Origin of the sequence: Microvirga sp. 2MCAF35, assembly GCF_052115545.1 — a bacterium.
Taxonomy (GTDB): domain Bacteria; phylum Pseudomonadota; class Alphaproteobacteria; order Rhizobiales; family Beijerinckiaceae; genus Microvirga.
Window position 1 is genome coordinate 1 of the sequence record NZ_JBFRGW010000057.1, and the last position, 23324, is coordinate 23324.

Here is a 23324-nt window from a genome sequence, read left to right on the forward strand (position 1 = left end):
ATCTGGTCGTACGCCGTGAACGTCGCCCCGCCCGACTCCGCCAGAACCTTCGTGATCGCCGCCGTCAGAGACGTCTTGCCATGGTCCACGTGACCAATCGTCCCAATGTTGCAGTGCGGCTTGTTGCGCTCAAACTTTTCCTTCGCCATCGTGGCACCCGTTCCTTTGATCTTTCAAATAGTCGCTTAGTGGGTTCAGGCGTATTTCGCCTGAACYTCGGCAGCCACGTTCGACGGCACCTGCTCGTAGTGGTCGAACTGCATGGTGTAGCTCGCACGTCCCTGGCTCATGCCGCGCAGGGTGTTGACGTAGCCGAACATGTTGGCGAGCGGGACCATCGCGTTGATGACCACGGCATTGCCGCGCATGTCCTGACCCTGGATCTGGCCACGACGGGAGTTCAGGTCGCCGATGACCGAACCCGTGTAGTCCTCAGGGGTCGTGACTTCGACCTTCATCACCGGCTCGAGCAGAACCGATCCACCCTTCTGAAGGGCCTCACGGAGAGCGGCGCGAGAAGCGATTTCGAAGGCGAGAGCCGACGAGTCGACTTCGTGGAAGGCACCGTCGATCAGCTCGACCTTGAGGTCGACCACGGGGAAGCCGGCGACGACGCCAGCACCCACGACCGACTGAAGGCCCTTTTCGACGCCCGGGATGTATTCCTTCGGAACCGCACCACCGACGATCTTCGACTCGAAAGCGAAGCCCGCACCCTGGTCGTTCGGCTGAACGACGATCTTGACGCGAGCGAACTGGCCCGTACCGCCGGTCTGCTTCTTGTGGGTATAATCCACCTCGGCCTTCTTCGTGATCGTCTCACGATAGGCCACCTGCGGAGCGCCGATATTCGCATCGACCTTGTAGGTACGACGGAGAATGTCGACCTTGATGTCGAGGTGAAGTTCGCCCATGCCCTTCAGGATCGTCTGGCCCGACTCCTGGTCGGTCGAGACGCGGAAGGACGGATCCTCGGCAGCGAGCTTCGAGAGAGCCAGACCCAGCTTTTCCTGATCGGCCTTCGACTTCGGCTCGATCGCGATCTCGATCACGGGCTCAGGGAACTCCATGCGCTCAAGGATCACGGCCTTGGCCGGGTCGCAGAGCGTGTCGCCGGTGCGGACTTCCTTGAGGCCGGCCAGGGCGACGATGTCGCCGGCATAGGCTTCCTTGATGTCCTCACGGTTGTTCGCATGCATGAGAAGCATGCGGCCAACGCGCTCTTTCTTGTCGCGAGACGAGTTGAGCAGCGTGTCGCCGGCGTTCACCTTGCCCGAATAGACGCGGCAGAAGGTGATCGTGCCCACGAAGGGGTCGTCCATGATCTTGAAGGCGAGCATGGAGAAGCCTTCCTCGTCGGTCGGCCTACGGGTCGTCGGCTCTTCCGTCTTGAAGTCGATGCCCTGGATCGCCTCGCGGTCCGCCGGGGACGGCAGGAAGTCCACGACCGCATCGAGCAGGGGCTGAACGCCCTTGTTCTTGAACGCGGAACCGCAGAGCACCGGGTGGAAGGCGCGGCGCTGCACGGCCGTACGGACCAGACGGCGCAGGGTCGCCTCGTCAGGCTCCTGGCCGTCCAGATAGGCAACCATGGCCTCGTCATCCATCTCGACGGCGGCCTCGACGAGCTTGGCGCGATACTCGGCGGCCTGATCCTGCAGATCAGCCGGGATCTCGACCTCATCGAAGCTGGCGCCGAGCGACTCGCCGGACCAGACCAGGGCCTTCATCTTGATCAGATCGACCATGCCGCGGAAATCGCTTTCCGCACCAATCGGGATCTGCAGGCAGACGGGCTTGCCGGCGACGCGCTTCACGATGTCGTCGACGCAGTTGAAGAAGTTCGCGCCGGTCTTGTCCATCTTGTTGACGAACACGACACGCGGAACATCGTACTTGTCGGCCTGGCGCCAGACGGTCTCGGTCTGGGGCTCAACGCCTTGGTTGCCGTCGAGAACGCAGACGGCACCGTCGAGCACGCGCAGCGAACGCTCGACTTCGATGGTGAAGTCGACGTGGCCGGGAGTGTCGATGATGTTCAGACGCTTGCCGTTCCAGAAGCAGGTGGTGGCAGCGGACGTGATCGTGATGCCACGCTCCTGCTCCTGCTCCATCCAGTCCATGGTGGCGGCACCCTCGTGCACTTCACCGATCTTGTGGGACTTACCGGTGTAGTACAGGATGCGCTCGGTCGTGGTAGTCTTGCCGGCATCGATGTGGGCCATGATGCCGAAATTGCGGTAGTCCTCAATCGCGTGCGTGCGGGGCATCGCTCAGCTCCTCAGGCCGTTACCAGCGGTAATGCGAGAACGCACGGTTGGCTTCCGCCATACGGTGGGTGTCTTCGCGCTTCTTTACGGCGTTGCCGCGGTTGTTGGACGCATCGAGCAGCTCGGCGGAGAGACGCTCGACCATGGTCTTGTCGTTGCGGCCGCGGGCAGCCTGGATGATCCAGCGGATCGCCAGAGCCTGACGGCGCTCGGTACGAACCTCGACCGGAACCTGGTACGTTGCACCGCCCACGCGGCGGGAGCGGACCTCGATCGCCGGAGCGACGTTGTCGAGGGCCTGCTTGAACACCTCGAGGGGGTTCGCCTTGGCACGGCTCTCGATGCTGTCGAAGGCACCGTAGACGATGCTCTCGGCAGAGGACTTCTTGCCGTCGTACATGATGGAATTCATGAACTTGGTGACGACGATATCCCCGAACTTCGGATCCGGGATGATCTCACGCTTTTCGGCGCTGTGGCGGCGGGACATGAACTGACCTCAATGACAGTTGACGGCTTACTTCGGCCGCTTCGCGCCGTACTTCGAACGACGCTGCTTACGATTCTTCACGCCCTGGGTGTCGAGGACACCGCGGAGGATGTGATAACGGACACCCGGAAGGTCCTTCACGCGACCGCCGCGGATCATGACCACGGAGTGCTCCTGAAGGTTGTGGCCCTCGCCCGGGATGTACCCGATGACTTCGAACCCGTTCGTGAGACGAACCTTGGCGACCTTACGGAGAGCCGAGTTCGGCTTCTTCGGGGTCGTTGTATAGACGCGCGTGCACACGCCACGCTTCTGCGGGCAGGCCTCAAGCGCGGGAACCTTGTTCCGGCTCTTTTGCGCCGTCCGCGGCTTGCGGATCAGCTGAGAGATCGTTGGCATCCTGTGCCCTCTTTCACCAGCCACCGACCCGGTGGCCTTCAAGTGTCTTCAACGGTTGACGCTGCACTTCGCCGTGCGAACCCTTTCAGGTACACAAAACGAAGCCACGCCATTGACTTGGGTAAGCCCCTGGCGCGGTACGATTGCAGAGGACCACGATATCTTGCATCGCGGTCGTGCCCTAAATCTGACATCTGTCAGTCAAGGTTGAGTTCGGCAGCGTTTAGGTGGCATCGGTCGAAGCTAGGCGCTTCGACTGGCGAAAACCTACGGCCAGCCGGAAAGTTCGGTTTCTCTAGCGCCCGAGTCGGGGAAAGTCAACTCTTTTCATTGGGGGCGCCAGAGCTTAGGCGCCCCGTCCGACTGGCCCTGGATCCGGAAAACTGCCGCATGGTCATGAGTGGGGAAATTGGTCCTATCCCATAGGCCCGTGCGAGCTTGGCAAGAGTCCGATATCACAGTTTCAGGCTAAACCATGAAGAAATCCTTATAGGTGATCTCGCCGCCCGTCTTCTTGCTGGAATCGTAGGTGACGGTGGCGATCTCCAGGGCCTTCTGCTTCGTGCCCGAACCGTCGGCGTCGAAATAGAGCTTGTAGGTCTTGGCATTGATCTTCTTGGCGACGAAGAAGTCGTCCGCCTGCTTGGCCTCGCCGAGGGCAAACCAGCCCTTCTTGATGGCGATGGGCTTGTCGAGCGAGGCGCCCTTTCCCTTCAGGTACTTGGCAATGGTCGCATTGCTGAAGGCCGCATCGTCGAAGTGGAGCGCATCGTACTTGGCCTGGAAGTCTTTCACCGTGTCGACGTGCTGCTTATAGTCCCGCTTCGTCACCTTGACATCGAACAGGAAGGCGTCTTGGTTCACGTCCGCCGTGGTCCACTTGCCGCCGGCAAGTATGTCCTTGCCCGCCCCGCCCGCGAGGATGTCATCGCCCGCGTCGCCCGACAGGATGTCGTTGCCGCCCCCGCCGAACAGCCGGTCGCTGCCTGAACCACCCGACAGCGTGTCGTTCAGGGCGCCGCCATAGAACACGTCGTTGGCATCCGAGCCTAACGTGTTCTCCCGATCCACGTCTGTGACATGGACGATCAATGTCTTATCGATGCTCTGCCCGCTCTGGTCGGTCGTGCGCACCTTGATGGAATACTCGCCTTTCTGCTCGTAATCGAGCAGGAACCCATTTTTGACGACGACCTTGTCGCCCCGTATCTCGAACCGGCCCCCAGCGTCGTCGAGCAAGGTATAGGTATAACCGTCACCTCGATCCGGATCGATCGTGGTCAGAGACCCGACCTCCGTCCCTGTCGCTGCCAATTCAGATATAGGATGGCTCATGAATTTCAGGTCGGTCGGCGCCTCCGCGACATTCGTGACAGTGACCGTCACCTTCTCGATGTAGGCAAGCCCTTCCGAATCGGTTGTCCTGACCCAGAGGTCGTAGGTGCCGACTTGAGCATCATCGAGGGTCGATTTGAGAACGATCTCGTTGCTGCCGTCCTCGATCTTGAACAGAGGGTGCTGCCCGTTCGGCAGTGCGCCGCCGAACTCGTCGGCCACGAGATCGTAAACGTGGGTGTCGCCGCTCTGATCGGTCGTGGCAAGCGTTGCGACCACCGTGCCGGCCGGTGTTCCTTCAGCAACCGAGCCGCCGGTCACGACGATGTCGCTTGGCGCCGTGTTGGTGACCAAGTTTATGGTGAATTCCTGCCATGTGCTTAGGCCGTCGGCGTCGGTCGCTTTGATCCAGACCGTGGTTTGATCATCCAGGGCCTGTAACGCGCTCGCACTATCCACGACGAGCTTGCCGTTGACGATCTTGAAGGGACCGCCCGGGTCGATCTCCGTATGGATACCGTTGCCGGTGACGATGGCATAGGAATGCGTGTCACCCAGATCCTCATCGGTCGCATGCAACTGGCCTATCGGTCGTCCACTGCTGGCGGTTCTCGACACGCTGGCGGTCACCGCCCCTGCCGTTCCGAAATCGATCGCCGTCGGCGCTTCGTTGACGTTGTCTAGCGTGACGGTAATCGTTTGCTCGAATGCCGTGCCGGGAATGCCGGAAATCTCGGCGCGGATCTTGAAGGTGAACGTGCCGTTCGCATAATCCTCTCGATTCAGCACGGCGGTCTGTCGGAGGTTGTTGTCGTCGGTGATCGCAAACAGCGTCGCCAGCGTCGCGGCATCCGGATTGGCGTTGCCCTCCCCGGCGGTCGAGACGAGCGAATAGGTGTAGAAGCCCTGGTCGCCGCCCTGGACGGCCAAGCCGCCGAAATTGGCGATCGGAACTGCGTTCTCCGTGAGCGCGAGGGCGGTCACTCCACCGACTTGAACCGACGTCGGAGCTTCGACCACGTTCGTGACGTTGATCGCGATGTCCTGGATGAAACTCTGTGCCGGGTCGCCGGAATCGGTCGTCTCGATCCTCACGGCGGTGAAGCCGCCATTGTACTGCTCACGGTCGAGCACGACACCGTTCTTCAGCTTGAGCGCGAAGACACCGCTCGCCGGGGCAGTCTCCACGATCTCGAAAGGCGAAGCGCCTGTGGGAATGCCGCTGGCGTCGACGATCCGATAGGTATGCGTCTGCCCCACATCCGCATCGGTCGTGGACAAAGTCCCAATAATGCGACCGGCATCCCCGTTCTCGGCGATGGCGATCATGGTGGCGGGGGCTTCAGCTCCTACGGCCACCTTTACGGCGCTCGGGACTGCATTGGCAGGATCGACCGTCACCGTCACGAGCTGCCACGTGCTCAGGTTATCAGCGTCCTTCGCTCGGATCCAGAGCGTCTGAGGGCCCAAGAGGGCACCCAAACCGCCAGCGCTCACCACAAGCTTGCCATTAGAGATGCTGAAAGCGCCGGCTACCTCCACGACGCTGTTCTCTCCCTCGACGATGGTGAACTCAAGGGCATCGCCATCCGGATCCAGGCCGCGCAAGGTCGCAATCTCGTCCCCGTCATGTGCGCTCTGCGAGATCCATGCCGCCGTGTTGCCGGCCGTGCCGAAATCGATAGCCGTCGGCGCTTCGTTGACGTCAGTGACGGTGACGACGATCGTCTGCTCGAATGCAGTTCCGGGAACGCCCGCGATCTCGGCGTTGATCTTGAAGCTGAACGTCCCACCGGCATAAGCCTCGTGATCGAAAGTGCCGATTTTCTTGAGGTTTTGCCCGTCGATGGCAAAGAGCTGCGCGAGGGCCTCGGCGGTCGGGTTGGTGTTGCCTTCGGCCGCGGTCGAGACGAGGGTGTAGGTGTAGGACCCGCTGTCGCCGCCGACATTCATCAATGTTTGGATGACTTGGGCCGGATCGTTTTCAGCGAAGCTCGAAGGGCCAAGGACCGTGATCGCTGTCGGGGCCTCGACGACGTTCGGAACCGTCACGGCGATCGACTCGACGGCAGTATGGCCGGCAGAATCCGCCACTCGCAGGTAGAGCGTGAACGCGCCGTCGGTGTAGGCTTCGCGATCGAGCGTGACGCCGTCTTTCAGCTTGAGCTTGAACGAGCCTGAGGCATTGGCTGCCACGATCTCGAACGGCGAGTTCGGGAGCGCGTTCCCACCCTGATCGACGATCCCATAGGTCAGAGCGGATACACCATCCGGATCGATCGCGGAGAGAAGGCCGATGTCCCGCCCGCTTGTGCCCAGTTCGGGAATGCTGAGCGCCGTCTCGCCTCCGACCTTGATTGAACCGGGAGTGCTGTTGCCGGTGCTTCCGGTAAAGCTGATCGCTTGGATGAAGCTCGCGCCACCTTGGTCGGTGACCTTGACGTTGAAGCTGAAGTTCCGCCCTTGCGGGCTGCTCGAATCCAGCGTGACACCATCCTTCAACGCTATGTGATAGCCTGAGGAAGCATCGCCGACGATTTGGACCCGAGAGTTGGTCGTCGGGTTTCCGGAGCCATCTACGATTTCGTAGGTGAAGACGCTATCGCCATTGGCGTCGACGGCTGCCAGTTGACCGAAATCGAAGTTGCTCCCCAATACGCCTGAATACGTCACCGCTGTTGTGCCCGCGAGCGTCAGCGCTTCAGGAGCAACGTTGTTGAGGTGGAAGCGCTGCTGGAACAAGCCGTTGATCCCGGCATTGGCAACGCCGGTCCCCGAGCCGGACCACATGACGATCCAGTCGCCATCGGGCAAAGCGGCGACGCTCGGCAATTGCTGAATGCCCGGCGAAACCCCGTGAACCAGGATCTCGCTCCCGTTCGCCGTTCCGTCTGCATTGAACACCTGCTGCCATACATCGGAATTGTTCGTCCAGGTGACGACCCAGCGGCCGCCCGCCAGAATCGTGACGCTGGGTTCGCCGATAAACACGGCACTCGAATCGACAGGGCCGACCCGGCTTTCCTCCGCATGGAGTCGATTGCCGTTGATGTCGAAGACTTGCTGGAAGATTCCCTTGTGGCCCGGATCCAGATCCTGCCAGACGACAACCCAGCCTCCGCCGGGGACTGCCGTGACGACGGCGTTCTGCTGAACGCCGCTGGTGAACGCATTGACACGAACTTCCTGCCCGATCTTGTCGCCGGAATATCCGTATCGCTGCTGGTAGATGCCGGTGGGGTCGTCCGTCCCGTTACCCTGCCACGTCACAACCCAACCGGCAAACGGGTCGTTGGCATTCACAAGAGCGGTGATCTCGGGGTTCGACTGGTTCCCGGTCGCGGTCGTATTGACTGGGAACTCCTGTGGAAAGCCGCCTGCGGCCGGCTGGCCGTTGGAAGCGTAGCGCTGTTCGATCACATCGACGTCGCCGTCGGATCCAATATTCTGCCACGTCACGATCCACCCGCCACCGACATTGGCCGGAAGGGCCGTGATGGATGCCGAACCCTGCCCGAGCGTCGGAGCATGGGACACGTTCACCTCAACGGTCGCAGGGCTTCCATCCGCGTTGAACACACGCTGATACACTCCGGCCGCATCCTGTCCGCCGCTGCCGTTCGGACCTGCACCTTCCCAAACCACGACGAAACGGCCATCGGACATGGCGGCGACGCTTGGCGCCGTCTGATTACCCGTGGTCGTCGTGTTGACCAACTGCGGATTGACGTCGATCTTGACACCATTGGCGTCGAACCGCTGATAGAAAATATCCGTCTGGCCCGCGCTATTGACCTGCCAGACGGCGACATAGCCGCTCGCCGGCGGTGGAAAGGCGGAGAGGCTCGGGTTATCCGGTGTAAAGTTCACCGCCGCTGTGGCTACGACGGTTTCGACGCCAACTCTTGTAATGGTCTCAGTCATGGAGAGGCCTCGCCACAGGGATTCAGGAAAAAAAATCTTGAGCAGGCCAGCCTATTCTCGTTATGTTGTAATGTAAATATAGTTAAGCTTCATACAGTTGCTGATATGAGGATGATGTCCTCGGCCATGTTCACTGGCATGCAATAAAAAAAGGCCGCCCGGAGGCGGCCTCTTTGTTCATTGAAACGTCTTGGCAGCTTACTCGGCCGCTGGGGGCAGTTCGCTGACCTGAGCCTGGGACTCGGAGCGCTTCTGCTGTAGGATCAGCTCGTCGCGGTGGGTCGCGACGGCCTTGACCTGGGCGGTGAGCGCACCCGTGCCGGCCGGGATCAGGCTGCCGACGATGACGTTCTCCTTGAGACCCTCAAGGGTATCGACCTTGCCGTTGACCGCCGCCTCGGTGAGGACGCGGGTGGTCTCCTGGAAGGACGCCGCCGAGATGAAGGAGCGGGTCTGCAGCGAGGCCTTGGTGATACCGAGCAGAACCGGCACGCCTTCGGCGGGCTTCTTCTTCTCGGCCACGAGACGCTCGTTGATCTCCTCGAATTCGAGACGATCGACCTGCTCGCCGTTGAGCAGCTCGGAATCGCCGCCCTCGGTGACCTCGACCTTCTGCAGCATCTGGCGAACGATCACCTCGATGTGCTTGTCGTTGATGAGCACGCCCTGGAGGCGGTAGACCTCCTGGATCTCGTTCACCAGGTAGGCGGCCAGCTCCTCGACGCCCTTGATCGCAAGGATGTCGTGCGGGGCTGGGTTACCGTCCACGATGAAGTCGCCCACTTCGACCACGTCACCGTCCTGCAGGTGGATGTGCTTGCCCTTCGGGATCAGGTACTCCACCGGCTCCGAGCCATCGTGCGGGTTCAGCGTCAGGCGACGCTTGCTCTTGTAGTCACGGCCGAACTGGATCGTGCCGGACTTCTCCGCAATGATGGCCGCGTCCTTCGGACGACGGGCCTCGAACAGCTCCGCCACGCGCGGCAGACCGCCCGTGATGTCGCGGGTCTTGGCGCTCTCGGTCGAGACACGGGCGAGGATGTCGCCGGCCTTGACCTTGGAGCCCGGATCGGACGCGAGAATCGCGTCCACGGGCAGCAGGTAGCGGGCATCGCCGCCACGGGCGACCTTGGCCACCTTGCCGCCGGCACCCTGGATGACCACCGCCGGACGCAGGTCCGCCGTACGCGGCGAACCGCGCCAGTCGATGACCACGCGCTTGGCGATGCCGGTCGACTCGTCCATCGACTCGATCATCGACCCGCCGTCGACCAGGTCCTCGTAGCCCACCGTACCGTCGATCTCGGTGAGGATCGGACGGGAATACGGATCCCACTCGGCTATACGCTGGCCGCGCTTGATCGTGTCGCCCTCGTCCACCTTCAGGCGCGAGCCATATTGCAGGCGGTGAACCGCCCGCTCGGTGCCGTCATGGCCGATGATCACAACCGCCACGTTGCGGCCCATGACGACGAGGTCGCCGTCGGAGTTGCGCGCAATGTTCTTGTTGCGGAAGCCGATCTTGCCTTCGAAGCTCGACTCGATGAAGGACGAGTCGGCGATCTGGGCCGCACCGCCGATGTGGAAGGTACGCATGGTGAGCTGCGTGCCCGGCTCGCCGATGGACTGCGCCGCGATGACGCCGACAGCCTCGCCGTGGTTGACCGGGGTGCCCCGGGCCAGGTCGCGGCCGTAGCAGGTGGCGCAGACGCCGTTCTTCGACTCGCAGACGAGCACGGAGCGGATCTTCACCTCCTGGATACCGGCGGCGCCGATGGCCTCGAGATGATGCTCCTCGATCATCGTGCCCATCGGTACGATGACGGTGCCGTCTTGGGCGACAAGGTCCTCCGCCGTGGAGCGGCCGAGGATACGGGAAGCCAGCGACGCGACCACCTGGCCGGCGTCGATGATGGCCCGCATCTTGATGCCCTTCTCGGTGCCGCAATCCGGCTCACGGATAACCGCGTCCTGCGCCACGTCGACGAGACGACGGGTCAGGTAACCCGAGTTCGCCGTCTTGAGCGCGGTGTCGGCCAGACCCTTACGGGCACCGTGGGTCGAGTTGAAGTACTCGAGAACGTCGAGGCCTTCCTTGAAGTTCGAGATGATCGGCGTCTCGATGATCTCGCCCGACGGCTTGGCCATGAGGCCGCGCATCGCCGCGAGCTGCTTCATCTGGGCCGGCGAACCACGAGCGCCCGAGTGGGACATCATGTAGATCGAGTTGACCGGCTTGTCGCGACCCTGATCGTCCTTCTGGACCGTCGAGATGCGGTTCATCATCTCGGCGGCGAGACGGTCGGAGCACTTCGCCCAGGCGTCGACGACCTTGTTGTACTTCTCGCCCTGGGTGATGAGGCCGTCCTGGTACTGCTGCTCGTAATCCTTCGCGAGGGCACGGGTCTCCTCGACGATGGCCCACTTGTTCTCCGGGATCACCATGTCGTCCTTGCCGAACGAAATGCCGGCGCGGAACGCGTTGTAGAACCCGAGGCCCATGATGCGATCGCAGAAGATCACCGACTCCTTCTGACCGCAGTGCCGGTACACGGCATCGATCATGTTGGAGATCTCCTTCTTCGTCATGAGCTTGTTCACGACGTCGAAGGGAAGCATCGGGTGCTTCGGCAGGAGGCGCGAGAGCATCACACGTCCGGCCGTGGTGTCGACGATCTTCGACACGGGCTGGCCGTCCTCGCCGAGACCTTCCCAGCGATAGCGGATCTTCGTGTGGAGCGTGATGACCTTCTCGTTCAGGGCATGCTCGATCTCGCCCATGTCGGCGAAGGCCTTGCCCTGGCCGGGCTGCCCGTCGGACACGATGGAGAGATAATAGAGGCCGAGAACGATGTCCTGCGACGGCACGATGATCGGCTGGCCGTTGGCCGGGTGCAGGATGTTGTTGGTCGACATCATCAGCACGCGGGCTTCAAGCTGAGCCTCGAGCGAAAGCGGCACGTGAACGGCCATCTGGTCGCCGTCGAAGTCCGCGTTGAACGCGGCGCAGACGAGCGGGTGCAGCTGGATCGCCTTGCCCTCGATGAGGGTGGGCTCGAAGGCCTGGATGCCGAGGCGGTGAAGCGTCGGAGCGCGGTTCAGGAGCACCGGATGCTCGCGAATGACCTCGTCCAGGATGTCCCAGACTTCCGGCTTCTCCTTCTCGACGAGCTTCTTCGCCTGCTTGACGGTGGCGGACAGGCCGCGCGCGTCGAGCTTGGCGTAGATGAACGGCTTGAACAGCTCGAGCGCCATCTTCTTCGGCAGGCCGCACTGGTGCAGCTTGAGCTCCGGACCGACCACGATGACCGAACGGCCCGAGTAGTCGACGCGCTTGCCGAGCAGGTTCTGACGGAACCGCCCCTGCTTGCCCTTCAGCATGTCGGCGAGCGACTTCAGCGGACGCTTGTTGGCGCCCGTGATGACGCGGCCGCGGCGGCCGTTGTCGAACAGAGCGTCGACGGCCTCCTGGAGCATGCGCTTCTCGTTGCGGACGATGATGTCCGGCGCACGCAGCTCCATCAGGCGCTTCAGGCGGTTGTTGCGGTTGATGACACGGCGGTAGAGATCGTTCAGGTCCGAGGTCGCGAAGCGGCCGCCGTCCAGCGGCACGAGCGGACGCAGATCCGGCGGGATCACCGGAACCTCGGTCAGGATCATCCATTCCGGCTTGTTGCCCGACTGCACGAACGCCTCGATGATCTTGAGGCGCTTCATGAGCTTCTTGGGCTTCAGCTCGGACGTGGTGACGGCGATTTCCTCGCGGATCTCCTGCGCGGTCTTCTCGAGGTCGAGCTCCTGCAGGATCCGGCGGATCGCTTCCGCACCGATCATGGCCGTGAACGAATCCTCACCGTACTCGTCCTGAGCGCGGATGTACTCTTCCTCGGTGAGGAGCTGACGATCCTTCATGGGCGTCAGGCCCGCATCGACGACGATGTAGGATTCGAAATAGAGGATGCGCTCCAGGTCCTTCAAGGTCATGTCGAGCAGCAGACCGATGCGGCTCGGCAGGGACTTGAGGAACCAGATGTGAGCGACGGGCGCGGCCAGGGAAATGTGGCCCATGCGGTCGCGACGGACGCGGGCCAGCGTCACCTCGACGCCGCACTTCTCGCAGATGACGCCCTTGTACTTCATGCGCTTGTACTTGCCGCACAGGCACTCGTAGTCCTTGATGGGACCGAAGATGCGCGCGCAGAACAAGCCGTCGCGCTCGGGCTTGAACGTACGGTAGTTGATGGTCTCCGGCTTCTTGATCTCGCCGTAGGACCAGGACAGAATCTTCTCAGGGCTCGCGATCGAGATCTTGATCTGATCGAAGCTCTGCGGCTGGGCCGTCTGGTTGAAGAGATTCATGACCTCTTGATTCATCGCCGTCTCCTGGGCTGAAGGGCGCTGACATAAGCACCCTCACCGGCAATTGCATGAGGCCGCGGCACGAAAGCCGCGGCCGAACGTCAAACTTGAAGCGCCTGGGGCACTTATTCGGCGGCCTCGGACGGAGGCAGCTGCTCCGCCTCGTTGGCGGCCTTCTTGGAGTTGGTCAGCTCCACGTTGAGGCCGAGCGAGCGCATTTCCTTCACGAGAACGTTGAAGCTCTCCGGAATGCCCGACTCGAAGGTGTCGTCGCCGCGCACGATGGCCTCGTAGACCTTCGTACGGCCGGCCACGTCGTCCGACTTGACCGTGAGCATTTCCTGCAACGTGTAAGCGGCGCCGTAAGCCTCCAGGGCCCAGACCTCCATTTCGCCGAAGCGCTGGCCGCCGAACTGGGCCTTGCCGCCCAGCGGCTGCTGGGTGACGAGGCTGTAGGGGCCGATGGAGCGGGCGTGGATCTTGTCGTCCACGAGGTGGTGGAGCTTCAGCATGTAGATGTAGCCCACGGTCACCTTGCGGTCGAACGGCTCGCCGGTCTTGCCGTCATAGAGCGTCACCTGACCCGACGGGTCGAGGCCGGCCTTCTGGAGCATGGCCTCGATGTCCGATTCCTTCGCACCGTCGAAGACGGGCGTGGCGAACGGAACACCGCGACGCAGCTTGCGGCCGAGTTCGACCAGCTCGTCGTCGTCCGCCTGCTCGATCTCCGGCAGGTTGCCGTAGATCGACACGAGCTGCTCGCGCAACGCCGTGGTCTTGCCCGACTTCATGTAGGCATCGACCGCCTGGGCGACCTGCTTGCCGAGACCGGCGGCAGCCCAACCGAGGTGCGTCTCGAGGATCTGACCCACGTTCATGCGGCTCGGCACGCCGAGCGGGTTGAGCACGATATCCGCATGGGTGCCGTCCTCGAGGAACGGCATGTCCTCGATCGGCACGATGCGCGACACGACACCCTTGTTGCCGTGACGGCCGGCCATCTTGTCGCCCGGCTGGATCTTGCGCTTCACCGCCACGAAGACCTTGACCATCTTCATGACGCCCGGAGGCAGCTCGTCGCCGCGCTGCAGCTTCTCGACCTTGTCGAGGAAGCGCTGCTCGAGGCGCTTCTTCGACTCGTCGTACTGCTTCTGCATGGCTTCGATCTCGGTCATCAGAGCATCGTCTTCGACCGCGAACTGCCACCATTGCGACCGCGGGAACTCGTTGAGGAGCTCGCGGGTAATCGGGGCGTCCTTCTTGTAGCCCTTCGGGCCCGCAACGCCGCTCCTGCCCGAGAGGATCTCGGCCAGGCGCGCATAGGTGTTGCGGTCGAGGATCGCCTGCTCGTCGTCGCGGTCCTTCGCGAGACGCTCGATCTCCTCGCGCTCGATGGCCTGGGCGCGCTCGTCCTTGTCGACGCCGTGACGGTTGAAGACGCGGACTTCCACGATGGTGCCGGTCACGCCCGGGGGCACGCGCAGCGAGGTATCGCGGACGTCGGAGGCCTTCTCGCCGAAGATGGCGCGCAGAAGCTTCTCTTCCGGCGTCATCGGGCTTTCGCCCTTCGGCGTGATCTTGCCGACGAGGATATCGCCCGCGTGAACCTCGGCGCCGATATACACGATGCCGGCTTCGTCCAGGTTCTTCAGCGCCTCTTCCGACACGTTCGGAATGTCGCGCGTGATTTCCTCAGGACCCAGCTTCGTGTCGCGGGCCATCACTTCGAATTCCTCGATGTGGATCGAAGTGAAGACGTCTTCCTTCACGATCCGCTCGGAGAGCAGGATCGAGTCTTCGAAGTTGTAGCCGTTCCACGGCATGAACGCGACGAGCACGTTCCGGCCGAGCGCCAGCTCGCCGTATTCGGTCGACGGACCGTCGGCGATGATGTCGCCCTTGCGCACGACGTCACCGGCGCGCACCAGCGGCTTCTGCGTGATGCAGGTCGACTGGTTGGAGCGCTGGAACTTCTGCAGGCGGTAGATGTCGACGCCCGGACGGGTCGGATCCGTGTTCTCCGTCGCGCGGATAACGATACGGGTCGCGTCCACCTGGTCGACGATGCCGGTGCGGCGGGCCGCGATCGCGGCGCCCGAGTCACGGGCCACGACGGCTTCCATGCCGGTGCCGACGAACGGAGCGTCCGCCTGAACCAGAGGCACGGCCTGACGCTGCATGTTCGAGCCCATGAGAGCGCGGTTCGCATCGTCGTTCTCGAGGAACGGGATGAGCGCGGCCGCCACCGATACGAGCTGCTTCGGCGACACTTCCATCAGATCCACGCGATCGGGAGCCGCGACGATGTTTTCACCGGCGCGACGGCAGATCACGAGCTCTTCCGTCAGGGTGCCGTTTTCATCCAGCAGAGAGTTCGCCTGGGCGATGTTGTACTTCGCCTCCTCCATGGCGGAGAGGTAGATCACCTCGTCCGTCACGCGGCTTTCGCGCACGCGGCGGAACGGCGTCTCGATGAAGCCGTACTTGTTGACGCGGGCGAAGGTGGCCAGCGAGTTGATCAGACCGATGTTCGGGCCTTCCGGCGTCTCGATCGGGCAGATGCGGCCGTAATGCGTCGGATGCACGTCGCGCACCTCGAAGCCGGCGCGCTCGCGGGTCAGACCGCCCGGGCCGAGGGCAGAGAGGCGACGCTTGTGCGTGACTTCCGAGAGCGGGTTCGTCTGGTCCATGAACTGCGACAGCTGAGAGGAGCCGAAGAACTCGCGCACGGCGGCAGCGGCAGGCTTCGCGTTGATCAGGTCCTGCGGCATGACGGTGTCGATATCGACCGACGACATGCGCTCCTTGATCGCGCGCTCCATGCGCAGCAATCCGAGGCGGTACTGGTTCTCCATGAGCTCGCCGACCGAACGCACGCGGCGGTTGCCGAGGTGGTCGATGTCGTCGATCTCGCCCTTGCCGTCGCGCAGGTCCACGAGCGCCTTCGTGACCGCGAGGATGTCCTCGCGGCGCAGCGTGCGCACGGTGTCCTCGGCGTCGAGGTCGAGGCGCATGTTCATCTTCACGCGGCCGACCGCCGAGAGGTCGTAGCGCTCGGGGTCGAAGAACAGCGAGTTGAACATCGCTTCCGCCGTCTCGAGGATCGGCGGCTCACCCGGACGCATGACGCGGTAGATGTCGAACAGGGCGTCCTCACGGGAGGAAGCCTTGTCCACGGCCAGCGTGTTGCGGATGTAGGGCCCGACCGTGACGTGGTCGATGTCGAGCACCGGGATCTCTGCGAAGCCGGCGTCGAGCAGACCCTTCAGCAGCTTCTCGGTGATCTCGTCGCCCGCTTCGGCGTAGACCTCGCCGGTCTTGGGGTTCACGAGGTCTTCGCCGATGTACTGGCCGTAGAGATCCTCGTCCGTCGCGCGCAGGTTCTTGAGGCCCTTCTCGGCGAGCTGGCGGGCGGCACGCGCCGTCAGCTTCTTGCCGGCCTCGAGCACGATCTCGCCGGACTTGGCGTCGATCAGGTCGACGGAGGCCTTGAAGCCCTTCATGCGCTCCGCGTCGAACGGCACGGACCAGGCATCCCCATCACGGGTATAGGTGATGTGGTTGTAGAAGGTGTTGAGGATCTCCTCGCCGTCGAGGCCGAGGGCGTAGAGCAGCGACGTCGCCGGGAGCTTACGCTTGCGGTCGATACGGGCGTACACGATGTCCTTGGCGTCGAACTCGATGTCGAGCCAGGAACCGCGATAGGGGATGATGCGGGCGGCGAACAGCAGCTTGCCCGAGGAGTGCGTCTTGCCCTTGTCGTGGTCGAAGAACACGCCGGGAGAACGGTGCATCTGGGAGACGATGACGCGCTCGGTGCCGTTCACGATGAAGGTGCCGTTGTCCGTCATGAGCGGCATGTCGCCCATGTAGACGTCCTGCTCCTTGATGTCCTTCACGGAGCGGGCGCCGGTATCCGGGTCCACATCGAACACGATGAGGCGCAGCGTGACCTTGAGCGGCGCAGCGAAGGTCATGCCCCGCTGGCGGCACTCGTCCACGTCGTATTTCGGGGGCTCGAACGTATACTTCACGAATTCGAGCAGGGCAGTATTCGAAAAGTCCGAAATCGGGAAAACCGATTTGAAGACGGCTTGCAAGCCCTCTTCCGGCCGGCCACCCTTTGGCTCTTCGACCATCAGGAACTGGTCGTAGGATGCCTTCTGAACCTCGATCAGGTTCGGCATCTCCGCCACTTCCTTGATTTTCCCGAAGAACTTGCGAATGCGCTTCCGGCCGATCAGTGTGTTGGCCATCTGGACCTCGTTCCTCATACACGGCTAATCGAGAACCCCGGAAGGTCAGGCTCCTCGATTAGCCGCCCGGCGGCTCAATCCGCCCGCTAACCGCAAGAATTCAGGTCGTTTTTCAGACCTGTCGACGTGCCATCAAGAAGCCCGGCCTCTTTGACGACACAACGGCCCCAGGCAAAATCGCCTGGGACCGTGTGATTTGAGCCCCGATTTCTCGGGGGTAACCCTGCGACCCTGATGGGCCGCAAAATTACTTGAGTTCGACCTTAGCGCCGACCTTCTCGAGGGTCGCCTTGATCTTCTCGGCTTCGTCCTTGGAAGCGCCTTCCTTAACGGGCTTCGGCGCGCCTTCGACGAGGTCCTTAGCTTCCTTCAGGCCCAGGCCCGTGATGCCACGGACTTCCTTGATGACCTCGATCTTCTTGTCGCCGGCCGAAGCCAGGACGACCGTGAACTCGGTCTGCTCTTCAGCAGGAGCAGCGCCGGCGCCGGCGCCGGGAGCAGCAGCGACGGCAACAGCCGCAGCGGCGGAAACGCCCCACTTCTCTTCGAGCATCTTCGAGAGCTCGGCGGCCTCGAGAACGGTCAGCGACGAAAGATCGTCAACGAGCTTGGCAAGATCAGCCATTTCTTAGTTCCTTAAGTTCAGTTCGAACGGTTTGATGGTTGAGGTTACGGCCTCACGCCGCTTCGCCTGTTTTGGCATAGGCCCCGAACACGCGGGCGAGCTTCGCCGCCGGCGCAGTGCTGAGCTGAGCGATCTTGGTAGCCGGGGCCTGGATGAGGCCGACGAGCTTGCCGCGCAGTTCATCGAGGGACGGCAGAGTGGCAAGCGCCTTCACTCCGTCCACGTTCAGGGCGGTCGCGCCCATTGCGCCGCCGAGGATCACGAGCTTGTCGTTACCCTTGGCGAAATCGACAGCGACCTTGGGAGCCGCGACCGGATCGCTCGAATAAGCGATCAGGGTCGGACCTTTCATAAGGCCCGAGATGGACGCGACGTCCTTGCCTTCGAGAGCGATTTTGGCGAGGCTGTTTTTTGCGACCTTCACGGTGGCGCCGGCCTGCTTCATCTGCGAACGCAGCTTCTGCATATCGGCGACCGTGAGACCAGCATAGTGGGCGACGACGACAACGCTCGTGGTGTTAAACACGTCGTTGAGAGTCGAGACGAGCTCGCGCTTTGCTGCTCTTTCCACTGGGCTCTCTCCGGTTGGCGGAAATCTCCGCCGGTTGCATTTGCCGTTCAAGGCCCGGACTTGCATCCGAGGGCATCCCTGAACGACGCTCTCGCAAGCCCTGTCCCCCAAATGACGCCTGGCGGCGCACCGGGTGAGATGGTTCGAACCGATCCTCTTCACCTGCGTTGACGCAGGCATAAAAAACTCGGCTTCCCCGTCTATGCAGGCCCTTGCGAATTAAACCGGCAAGCCGGCACCTGCAGTCTCGGACAGGACATAGCCGGAACGCGCCAAAGGTCACCCTTTAGCTCGCCGGCTTGTCACCGCCCCGTCTCCGGGACGGATTAGCAGCCAGAGGCACGCGCAAAAGCGGAGCCTCGGCATATGTTGGAAACTCAAAGAATCCCTATAATCCCTTTTCACCCTCTTGCCAAGGGGCAGGGTAGGATAAGTTTAAGGTTTTTATGGCCGCTGGCGGGCGGAGCGCCTGGATGCCACCCGGACGGGGACGGCCTGAGGTGCCGATCCCGACGCCTCGATAAAGCCGCGCATCGCCAGATATCCGGTCAAGATCAGCCCAATGGCGCCGATAAACTCGATCATGGCATTCATGTCCCTGCTCCCACTTGCAACAATGTGATGGCTGGAAGCGTAATATTCAAGCCCTAAAACGAGCTCCCTTCCCTAAGGGCCATGAGAGCCGCCGTTTTGAGTTGCCTTCTGCGAGCAAGCCCCTGCCCTTGCGAGAAGAAAAGCCTTCTCGCGCTCATTACGGCTCAGGGACGCCGCACGCTCGAACTGGATCCGGGCCTCGGGCAGCCGACCGGCCCGGAACAGGAAATCGCCCCTTACGGCGGGCAGTGGGGCATAGTCAGGCAGACCGGCCGGATCGATGACGTCCAAGAGCCTCAGGCCGGCGGCCGGCCCGTAAGCCATGCTATGCGCCACCGCCCGGTTGAGATCGACCACCGGCGAAGGCATGACGAGACGGAGCTGGTCATAGAGACCGGCGATCCTGGCCCAATCCGTGTCCTCCGGCCGGGCGGCACGGGCATGGCAGGCGGCGAGCGCGGCCTGCAGGGCATAGGGCCCGTGGGCTCCGCCCAGAGCCTCCGTGCGCTCAAGGGCCGCCAGACCCCGGTGGATCAGAAGCCTGTCCCACCGGGCCCTGTTCTGCTCGGTCAGGGGGATCGGCATACCATCCGGGCCGATGCGGGCCGCCAGGCGCGAAGCCTGGATCTCCACCAGGGCCAGGAGGCCGAGAACCTCTGGCTCGTCGCGGGCAAGGCCGGCCAGGATACGAACAAGGCGCTGGGCCTCGGCGCACAGGACGGGACGGGTGAGATCCGCGCCGGAGGTCGCCGAATAGCCCTCGTTGAAGATCAGGTAGATGACCGCCAGGACCGAGGAGAGGCGCTCCTGTCGCTCCCTGCCCCGCGGCACCTCGAAGGACAAACCGGCCTTGCCGAGGGTCCTCTTTGCCCGAACGATCCGCTGGGCGATGGTGGCCTCACTGGTGAGATAGGCCCGGGCGATCTCCTCGGTCGTCAGCCCGCCGATCAGGCGCAGGGTCAGGGCCACCTGCGCTTCGGGCGAAAGGACCGGATGACAGGCGACGAAGATCAGGCCCAGCAGTTCATCGCCGACATCGTCGTCCATGGCGGCCTCGATCGCCTCGAGGCCGGCTCCGTCCTCCTCCGAGAGGTCGCGGCCGATCTCGGCATGCTTGCGGGCGAGCATTCTGTCGCGCCGCAGGAGGTCGATGGCCCGGCGCCTCGCGGCGGCATTGAGCCAGGCGCCGGGATTGACCGGGACCCCCGTTCGCGGCCATTCGGAAAGGGCCGTGACGAACGCATCCTGGGCCAGCTCTTCGGCTCGCCCCACGTCGCGCACCATCCGGGCCAGCCCCGCAATGAGCCTGGCCCGCTCGATCCGGAAGATCGCCTCTATGGTGCGGTGGATGTCGGTCGTCGTCACGGTCCTGCTGGGGAAAGCGCAGCGCGGGTTCCTTACTGGCCCGAGATTTTGGCGCGGAGCTGGTCCTGCTGCTCGGCCATTTCCGGCGTGACGATATCGCCGAAATCGGCCAGCTCGTAGATCGGACGGATCTCGATTTCGCTCGGGCCGGGCATCGGATTGGGGCAGCGCTTCACCCATTCGACCGCCTCGGCCATGTTCTTGACCTCCCAGAGCCAGAACCCGGCGACCAGCTCGCGGGTCTCGGCGAAGGGGCCGTCAATGACGGTGCGGCCGGGCCCGTCGAAGGCAACCCGCTTCCCCTCGGATGAGGGCTTGAGCCCGTCCCCGGCCAGGAGAATACCTGCGTTGACCAGTTCCTCGTTGAAGCGGCCCATGGCCTCGAACATTTCGGTGAGCTCGGCCGAGGGCTTGAGGCCTGCCTCGCTGTCCTTCGTCGCCTTCACCAGTACCATCACGCGCATCGTCTCATCTCCTTGTGCTCCCAGAGAGCTACATGGGCTCTCCTGTTCCTACGACGAATGGGCATTGGCCGGATCGACAGGCCATCGAGATTTTTTGCACCAGAACAGGCTCAAATGGGGCTCGGAAAAGAAAAAGCCCGGCACGAGGCCGGGCTTTTCCGATTGTCTGGCAATAAGCCGATCAGGCGCCGGTCACCGAGGAAGGATCGACCTTCACGCCCGGGCCCATCGTCGAGGAGATCGCGACGCGCTGGATGTAGGTGCCCTTGGCGCCCGTGGGCTTCGCCTTGGAGACGGCATCGGCGAAAGCCTTGATGTTCTCCACCAGCTTGCCCTCGTCGAAGGAGGCCTTGCCGATACCGGCATGGACGATACCGGCCTTCTCGACGCGGAACTCGACGGCGCCGCCCTTGGCGGCCTCGACGGCACCCTTCACGTCCATGGTGACCGTTCCGACCTTCGGGTTCGGCATCAGGCCGCGCGGGCCGAGCACCTTACCGAGACGGCCTACGAGCGGCATCATGTCCGGGGTGGCGATGCAGCGATCGAAGTCGATCGTGCCGCCGTTGACGGTCTCGAAGAGCTCCTCGGCACCGACGATATCGGCACCGGCGGCCTTGGCCTCGTCAGCCTTGGCGCCACGGGCGAAGACGGCAACGCGGACCGTACGGCCGGAGCCGTTCGGCAGGTTGCAGACGCCGCGGACCATCTGGTCGGCGTGACGGGGATCGACGCCGAGGTTCATCGAGATCTCGATGGTCTCGTCGAACTTCGCCTTGGCGCGTTCCTTGATCAGCTTCACCGCGTCCTGGATCGGGTAGAGCTTGGTGACCTCGATGCCCTCGCGGGCGCCGCGGATGCGCTTACCTTCTTTCACAGCCATCATGCCCTCCTTACGCCACTTCCATGCCCATCGAGCGCGCGGAGCCCTCGATCATGGCCATGGCGGATTCAACGGTGTCGCAGTTGAGATCGACCATCTTCTTCTCGGCGATCTCGCGGATCTGGTCGCGGGTGACGCGACCGACGGTGCCGCCCTTGCCGGGGGTCTGCGAACCCTTGTCGATCTTCGCGGCCTTCTTGAGCCAGTACGAGACTGGGGGCTGCTTCATCTCGAAGGTGAAGGAACGGTCCTGATACGCGGTGATGATCACCGGGATCGGGGTGCCCTTCTCCATCTGCGAGGTCTTCGCGTTGAAGGCCTTGCAGAATTCCATGATGTTCAGGCCGCGCTGACCGAGCGCCGGACCGATCGGCGGCGACGGGTTGGCTGCGCCTGCGGGCACTTGAAGCTTAACGTAGCCCGAGATTTTCTTTGCCATAGGACTGCTCCTAATGGACCAACCGCCCGGCGCCAACCGAGCGGAATGGCAGTTGCAGATCGCGGTGCAGTCTGGAACTCCCGGCTGGCGACCGGGCAGACCTCCCGCGGATGAAAGCCCCTCTCAAGGGGCCTGGAAAGCGCTACCGGAAAGGTGCCACTTCCCTTCCGATCAGATCTTTTCGACCTGACCGTATTCGAGCTCGACCGGCGTCGCGCGGCCGAAAATGGACACCGCCACCTTGAGGCGGGCCCGGGCGTCGTCGACTTCCTCGACCACGCCGTTGAACGAGGCGAACGGCCCGTCGGAGACGCGGACCTGCTCGCCTACCTCGAAACTGACGGACGGCTTGGGGTGATCGACACCCTCGGCCACCTGGCCTTTGATCCGCTCGGCTTCACGATCCGGGATTGGAACCGGCTTGGACTTGTCCGCGCCCAGGAAGCCCGTCACCTTCGGCGTGTTCTTGATGAGGTGGTAAACCTCGTCGGTCAGGTCGCACTTCACCAGGACATAGCCCGGGAAGAACTTGCGCTCGGTATCGACCTTGCGGCCGCGGCGCACCTCGACGACCTTCTCGGTCGGAACCATGACCTCGTCGAACTTGTCCTCCAGGCCGCGCTGCGCTGCCTGATCCTTGATCGACTGCGCGACCTTGTTCTCGAAATTCGAATAGGCGTGGACGATGTACCAACGCTTCGTCATTCCATCCACCCCTTAACCGCCAAGCCCGAGGATCACCGAGCGGACGCCCCAGCCGAGAGCCTGATCGACGACCAGGAAGAAGACGCTGGCCAGCACCACCATCACGAACACCATAGCGGTCGTGATCATGGTTTCCTTGCGGGTCGGCCAAGTGACCTTCGCAGCCTCCGAGCGGACCTGCTGTATGAAATCGAACGGGTTCGTCTTCGCCATTTCGCTTGCGTCCACATCACCGCAAGAGCGGCTGCGAACGTCCTCTAAGGGCACGCTTGAGCCCAAATTGAAGGGGCGCGAGGCTGCTTTCCGAGCCTCGCGCCACCTGTTCAAACCATCTACGGGGCGCTTCTCTAACGCAAAACGCCCGCTTTGTCGACCGCTGGCAGGAGTGGAGGGACTCGAACCCCCAACCCCCGGTTTTGGAGACCGGTGCTCTAGCCGATTGAGCTACACTCCTCCGGCGGTCAACAGGCGACGGAAGCCCGCCGCCTGGATCGGGATTAATCCATCACGGAAGCGACGACGCCGGCACCGACGGTGCGACCGCCTTCGCGGATGGCGAAGCGCAGCTTCTCTTCCATGGCGATCGGCGCAATCAGCGTCACTTCCATCGTGATGTTGTCGCCCGGCATCACCATCTCGGTGCCC

Annotated in this window: 16 protein-coding genes, 1 tRNA gene and 1 pseudogene; all 18 read right to left on the reverse strand. The window is 62.9% G+C overall.

All coding sequences use genetic code 11. The features are described 5' to 3' along the window. Positions 1-149, reverse strand: a 149-nt coding sequence (locus tag AB4097_RS20045; RefSeq protein ID WP_441969905.1) for a GTP-binding protein, incomplete at its 3' end; no start/stop codon positions are given. Between the two features lie 45 nt (positions 150-194). Further along, positions 195-2270, reverse strand: coding sequence for an elongation factor G (gene fusA / locus AB4097_RS20050; RefSeq protein ID WP_442042816.1), 2076 nt, complete (start codon positions 2268-2270; stop codon positions 195-197). A gap of 19 nt (positions 2271-2289) precedes the next feature. After that, complete coding sequence (gene rpsG / locus AB4097_RS20055) at positions 2290-2760, reverse strand: 30S ribosomal protein S7 (protein WP_442042818.1); 471 nt, start codon at positions 2758-2760, stop codon at positions 2290-2292. Between the two features lie 27 nt (positions 2761-2787). Continuing rightward, entirely contained in the window at positions 2788-3159 is a 372-nt protein-coding gene (gene rpsL / locus AB4097_RS20060) for a 30S ribosomal protein S12 (RefSeq protein WP_009764294.1), read from the reverse strand. A 468-nt stretch (positions 3160-3627) separates the two neighbouring features. Continuing rightward, entirely contained in the window at positions 3628-8418 is a 4791-nt protein-coding gene (locus AB4097_RS20065; protein ID WP_442042820.1) for a cadherin domain-containing protein, read from the reverse strand. Between the two features lie 198 nt (positions 8419-8616). Beyond that, a complete protein-coding gene (gene rpoC, locus AB4097_RS20070) occupies positions 8617-12792 on the reverse strand; it encodes a DNA-directed RNA polymerase subunit beta' (protein WP_442042822.1) in 4176 nt (1391 codons plus the stop codon). Between the two features lie 110 nt (positions 12793-12902). Next, the gene (gene rpoB, locus AB4097_RS20075) at positions 12903-17033 is read right to left on the reverse strand and encodes a DNA-directed RNA polymerase subunit beta (protein WP_442042824.1); all 4131 of its coding nucleotides are present in this window, start codon (positions 17031-17033) and stop codon (positions 12903-12905) included. 247 nt (positions 17034-17280) lie between these two features. Next, positions 17281-17658, reverse strand: a complete 378-nt coding sequence (gene rplL / locus AB4097_RS20080) for a 50S ribosomal protein L7/L12 (protein ID WP_114947861.1) — start codon at positions 17656-17658, stop codon at positions 17281-17283. 52 nt (positions 17659-17710) lie between these two features. Then, positions 17711-18229 carry a 50S ribosomal protein L10 gene (gene rplJ, locus AB4097_RS20085; RefSeq protein ID WP_181052130.1) on the reverse strand — a complete coding sequence of 173 codons (519 nt, stop codon included), beginning with the start codon at positions 18227-18229 and terminating at the stop codon, positions 17711-17713. 444 nt (positions 18230-18673) lie between these two features. Further along, positions 18674-18823: a hypothetical protein gene (locus tag AB4097_RS20090; protein ID WP_442042826.1), complete on the reverse strand. Its 150-nt coding sequence runs from the start codon at positions 18821-18823 to the stop codon at positions 18674-18676. Between the two features lie 72 nt (positions 18824-18895). Beyond that, positions 18896-20188 carry an RNA polymerase sigma factor gene (locus AB4097_RS20095; RefSeq protein ID WP_442042828.1) on the reverse strand — a complete coding sequence of 431 codons (1293 nt, stop codon included), beginning with the start codon at positions 20186-20188 and terminating at the stop codon, positions 18896-18898. 32 nt (positions 20189-20220) lie between these two features. Next, a complete protein-coding gene (locus tag AB4097_RS20100) occupies positions 20221-20652 on the reverse strand; it encodes a YciI family protein (RefSeq protein ID WP_442042830.1) in 432 nt (143 codons plus the stop codon). A 181-nt stretch (positions 20653-20833) separates the two neighbouring features. After that, the gene (gene rplA, locus AB4097_RS20105) at positions 20834-21535 is read right to left on the reverse strand and encodes a 50S ribosomal protein L1 (RefSeq protein ID WP_442042832.1); all 702 of its coding nucleotides are present in this window, start codon (positions 21533-21535) and stop codon (positions 20834-20836) included. Between the two features lie 10 nt (positions 21536-21545). Continuing rightward, positions 21546-21974, reverse strand: a complete 429-nt coding sequence (rplK, locus tag AB4097_RS20110; RefSeq protein ID WP_009764285.1) for a 50S ribosomal protein L11 — start codon at positions 21972-21974, stop codon at positions 21546-21548. A gap of 171 nt (positions 21975-22145) precedes the next feature. After that, the gene (nusG, locus tag AB4097_RS20115) at positions 22146-22679 is read right to left on the reverse strand and encodes a transcription termination/antitermination protein NusG (protein ID WP_009764284.1); all 534 of its coding nucleotides are present in this window, start codon (positions 22677-22679) and stop codon (positions 22146-22148) included. Between the two features lie 12 nt (positions 22680-22691). After that, the gene (gene secE, locus AB4097_RS20120) at positions 22692-22892 is read right to left on the reverse strand and encodes a preprotein translocase subunit SecE (RefSeq protein ID WP_442042835.1); all 201 of its coding nucleotides are present in this window, start codon (positions 22890-22892) and stop codon (positions 22692-22694) included. Between the two features lie 164 nt (positions 22893-23056). Then, positions 23057-23133: transfer RNA gene (locus AB4097_RS20125), tRNA-Trp, on the reverse strand. A gap of 43 nt (positions 23134-23176) precedes the next feature. Then, a pseudogene (gene tuf, locus AB4097_RS20130) lies at positions 23177-23324 on the reverse strand (elongation factor Tu); the annotation flags it as partial.

What these genes read in the sequence shown, in the direction of transcription:
- rplK (WP_009764285.1), bottom strand. Translation starts at nt 21,974, where the DNA reads ATGGCAAAGAAAATCTCGGGCTACGTTAAGCTTCAAGTGCCCGCAGGC.
- AB4097_RS20100 (WP_442042830.1), bottom strand. Translation starts at nt 20,652, where the DNA reads ATGCGCGTGATGGTACTGGTGAAGGCGACGAAGGACAGCGAGGCAGGC.
- rplL (WP_114947861.1), bottom strand. Translation starts at nt 17,658, where the DNA reads ATGGCTGATCTTGCCAAGCTCGTTGACGATCTTTCGTCGCTGACCGTT.
- AB4097_RS20090 (WP_442042826.1), bottom strand. Translation starts at nt 18,823, where the DNA reads ATGAATGCCATGATCGAGTTTATCGGCGCCATTGGGCTGATCTTGACC.
- rpsG (WP_442042818.1), bottom strand. Translation starts at nt 2,760, where the DNA reads ATGTCCCGCCGCCACAGCGCCGAAAAGCGTGAGATCATCCCGGATCCG.
- nusG (WP_009764284.1), bottom strand. Translation starts at nt 22,679, where the DNA reads ATGACGAAGCGTTGGTACATCGTCCACGCCTATTCGAATTTCGAGAAC.
- rpsL (WP_009764294.1), bottom strand. Translation starts at nt 3,159, where the DNA reads ATGCCAACGATCTCTCAGCTGATCCGCAAGCCGCGGACGGCGCAAAAG.
- rpoB (WP_442042824.1), bottom strand. Translation starts at nt 17,033, where the DNA reads ATGGCCAACACACTGATCGGCCGGAAGCGCATTCGCAAGTTCTTCGGG.
- rpoC (WP_442042822.1), bottom strand. Translation starts at nt 12,792, where the DNA reads ATGAATCAAGAGGTCATGAATCTCTTCAACCAGACGGCCCAGCCGCAG.
- AB4097_RS20065 (WP_442042820.1), bottom strand. Translation starts at nt 8,418, where the DNA reads ATGACTGAGACCATTACAAGAGTTGGCGTCGAAACCGTCGTAGCCACA.
- rplA (WP_442042832.1), bottom strand. Translation starts at nt 21,535, where the DNA reads ATGGCTGTGAAAGAAGGTAAGCGCATCCGCGGCGCCCGCGAGGGCATC.
- secE (WP_442042835.1), bottom strand. Translation starts at nt 22,892, where the DNA reads ATGGCGAAGACGAACCCGTTCGATTTCATACAGCAGGTCCGCTCGGAG.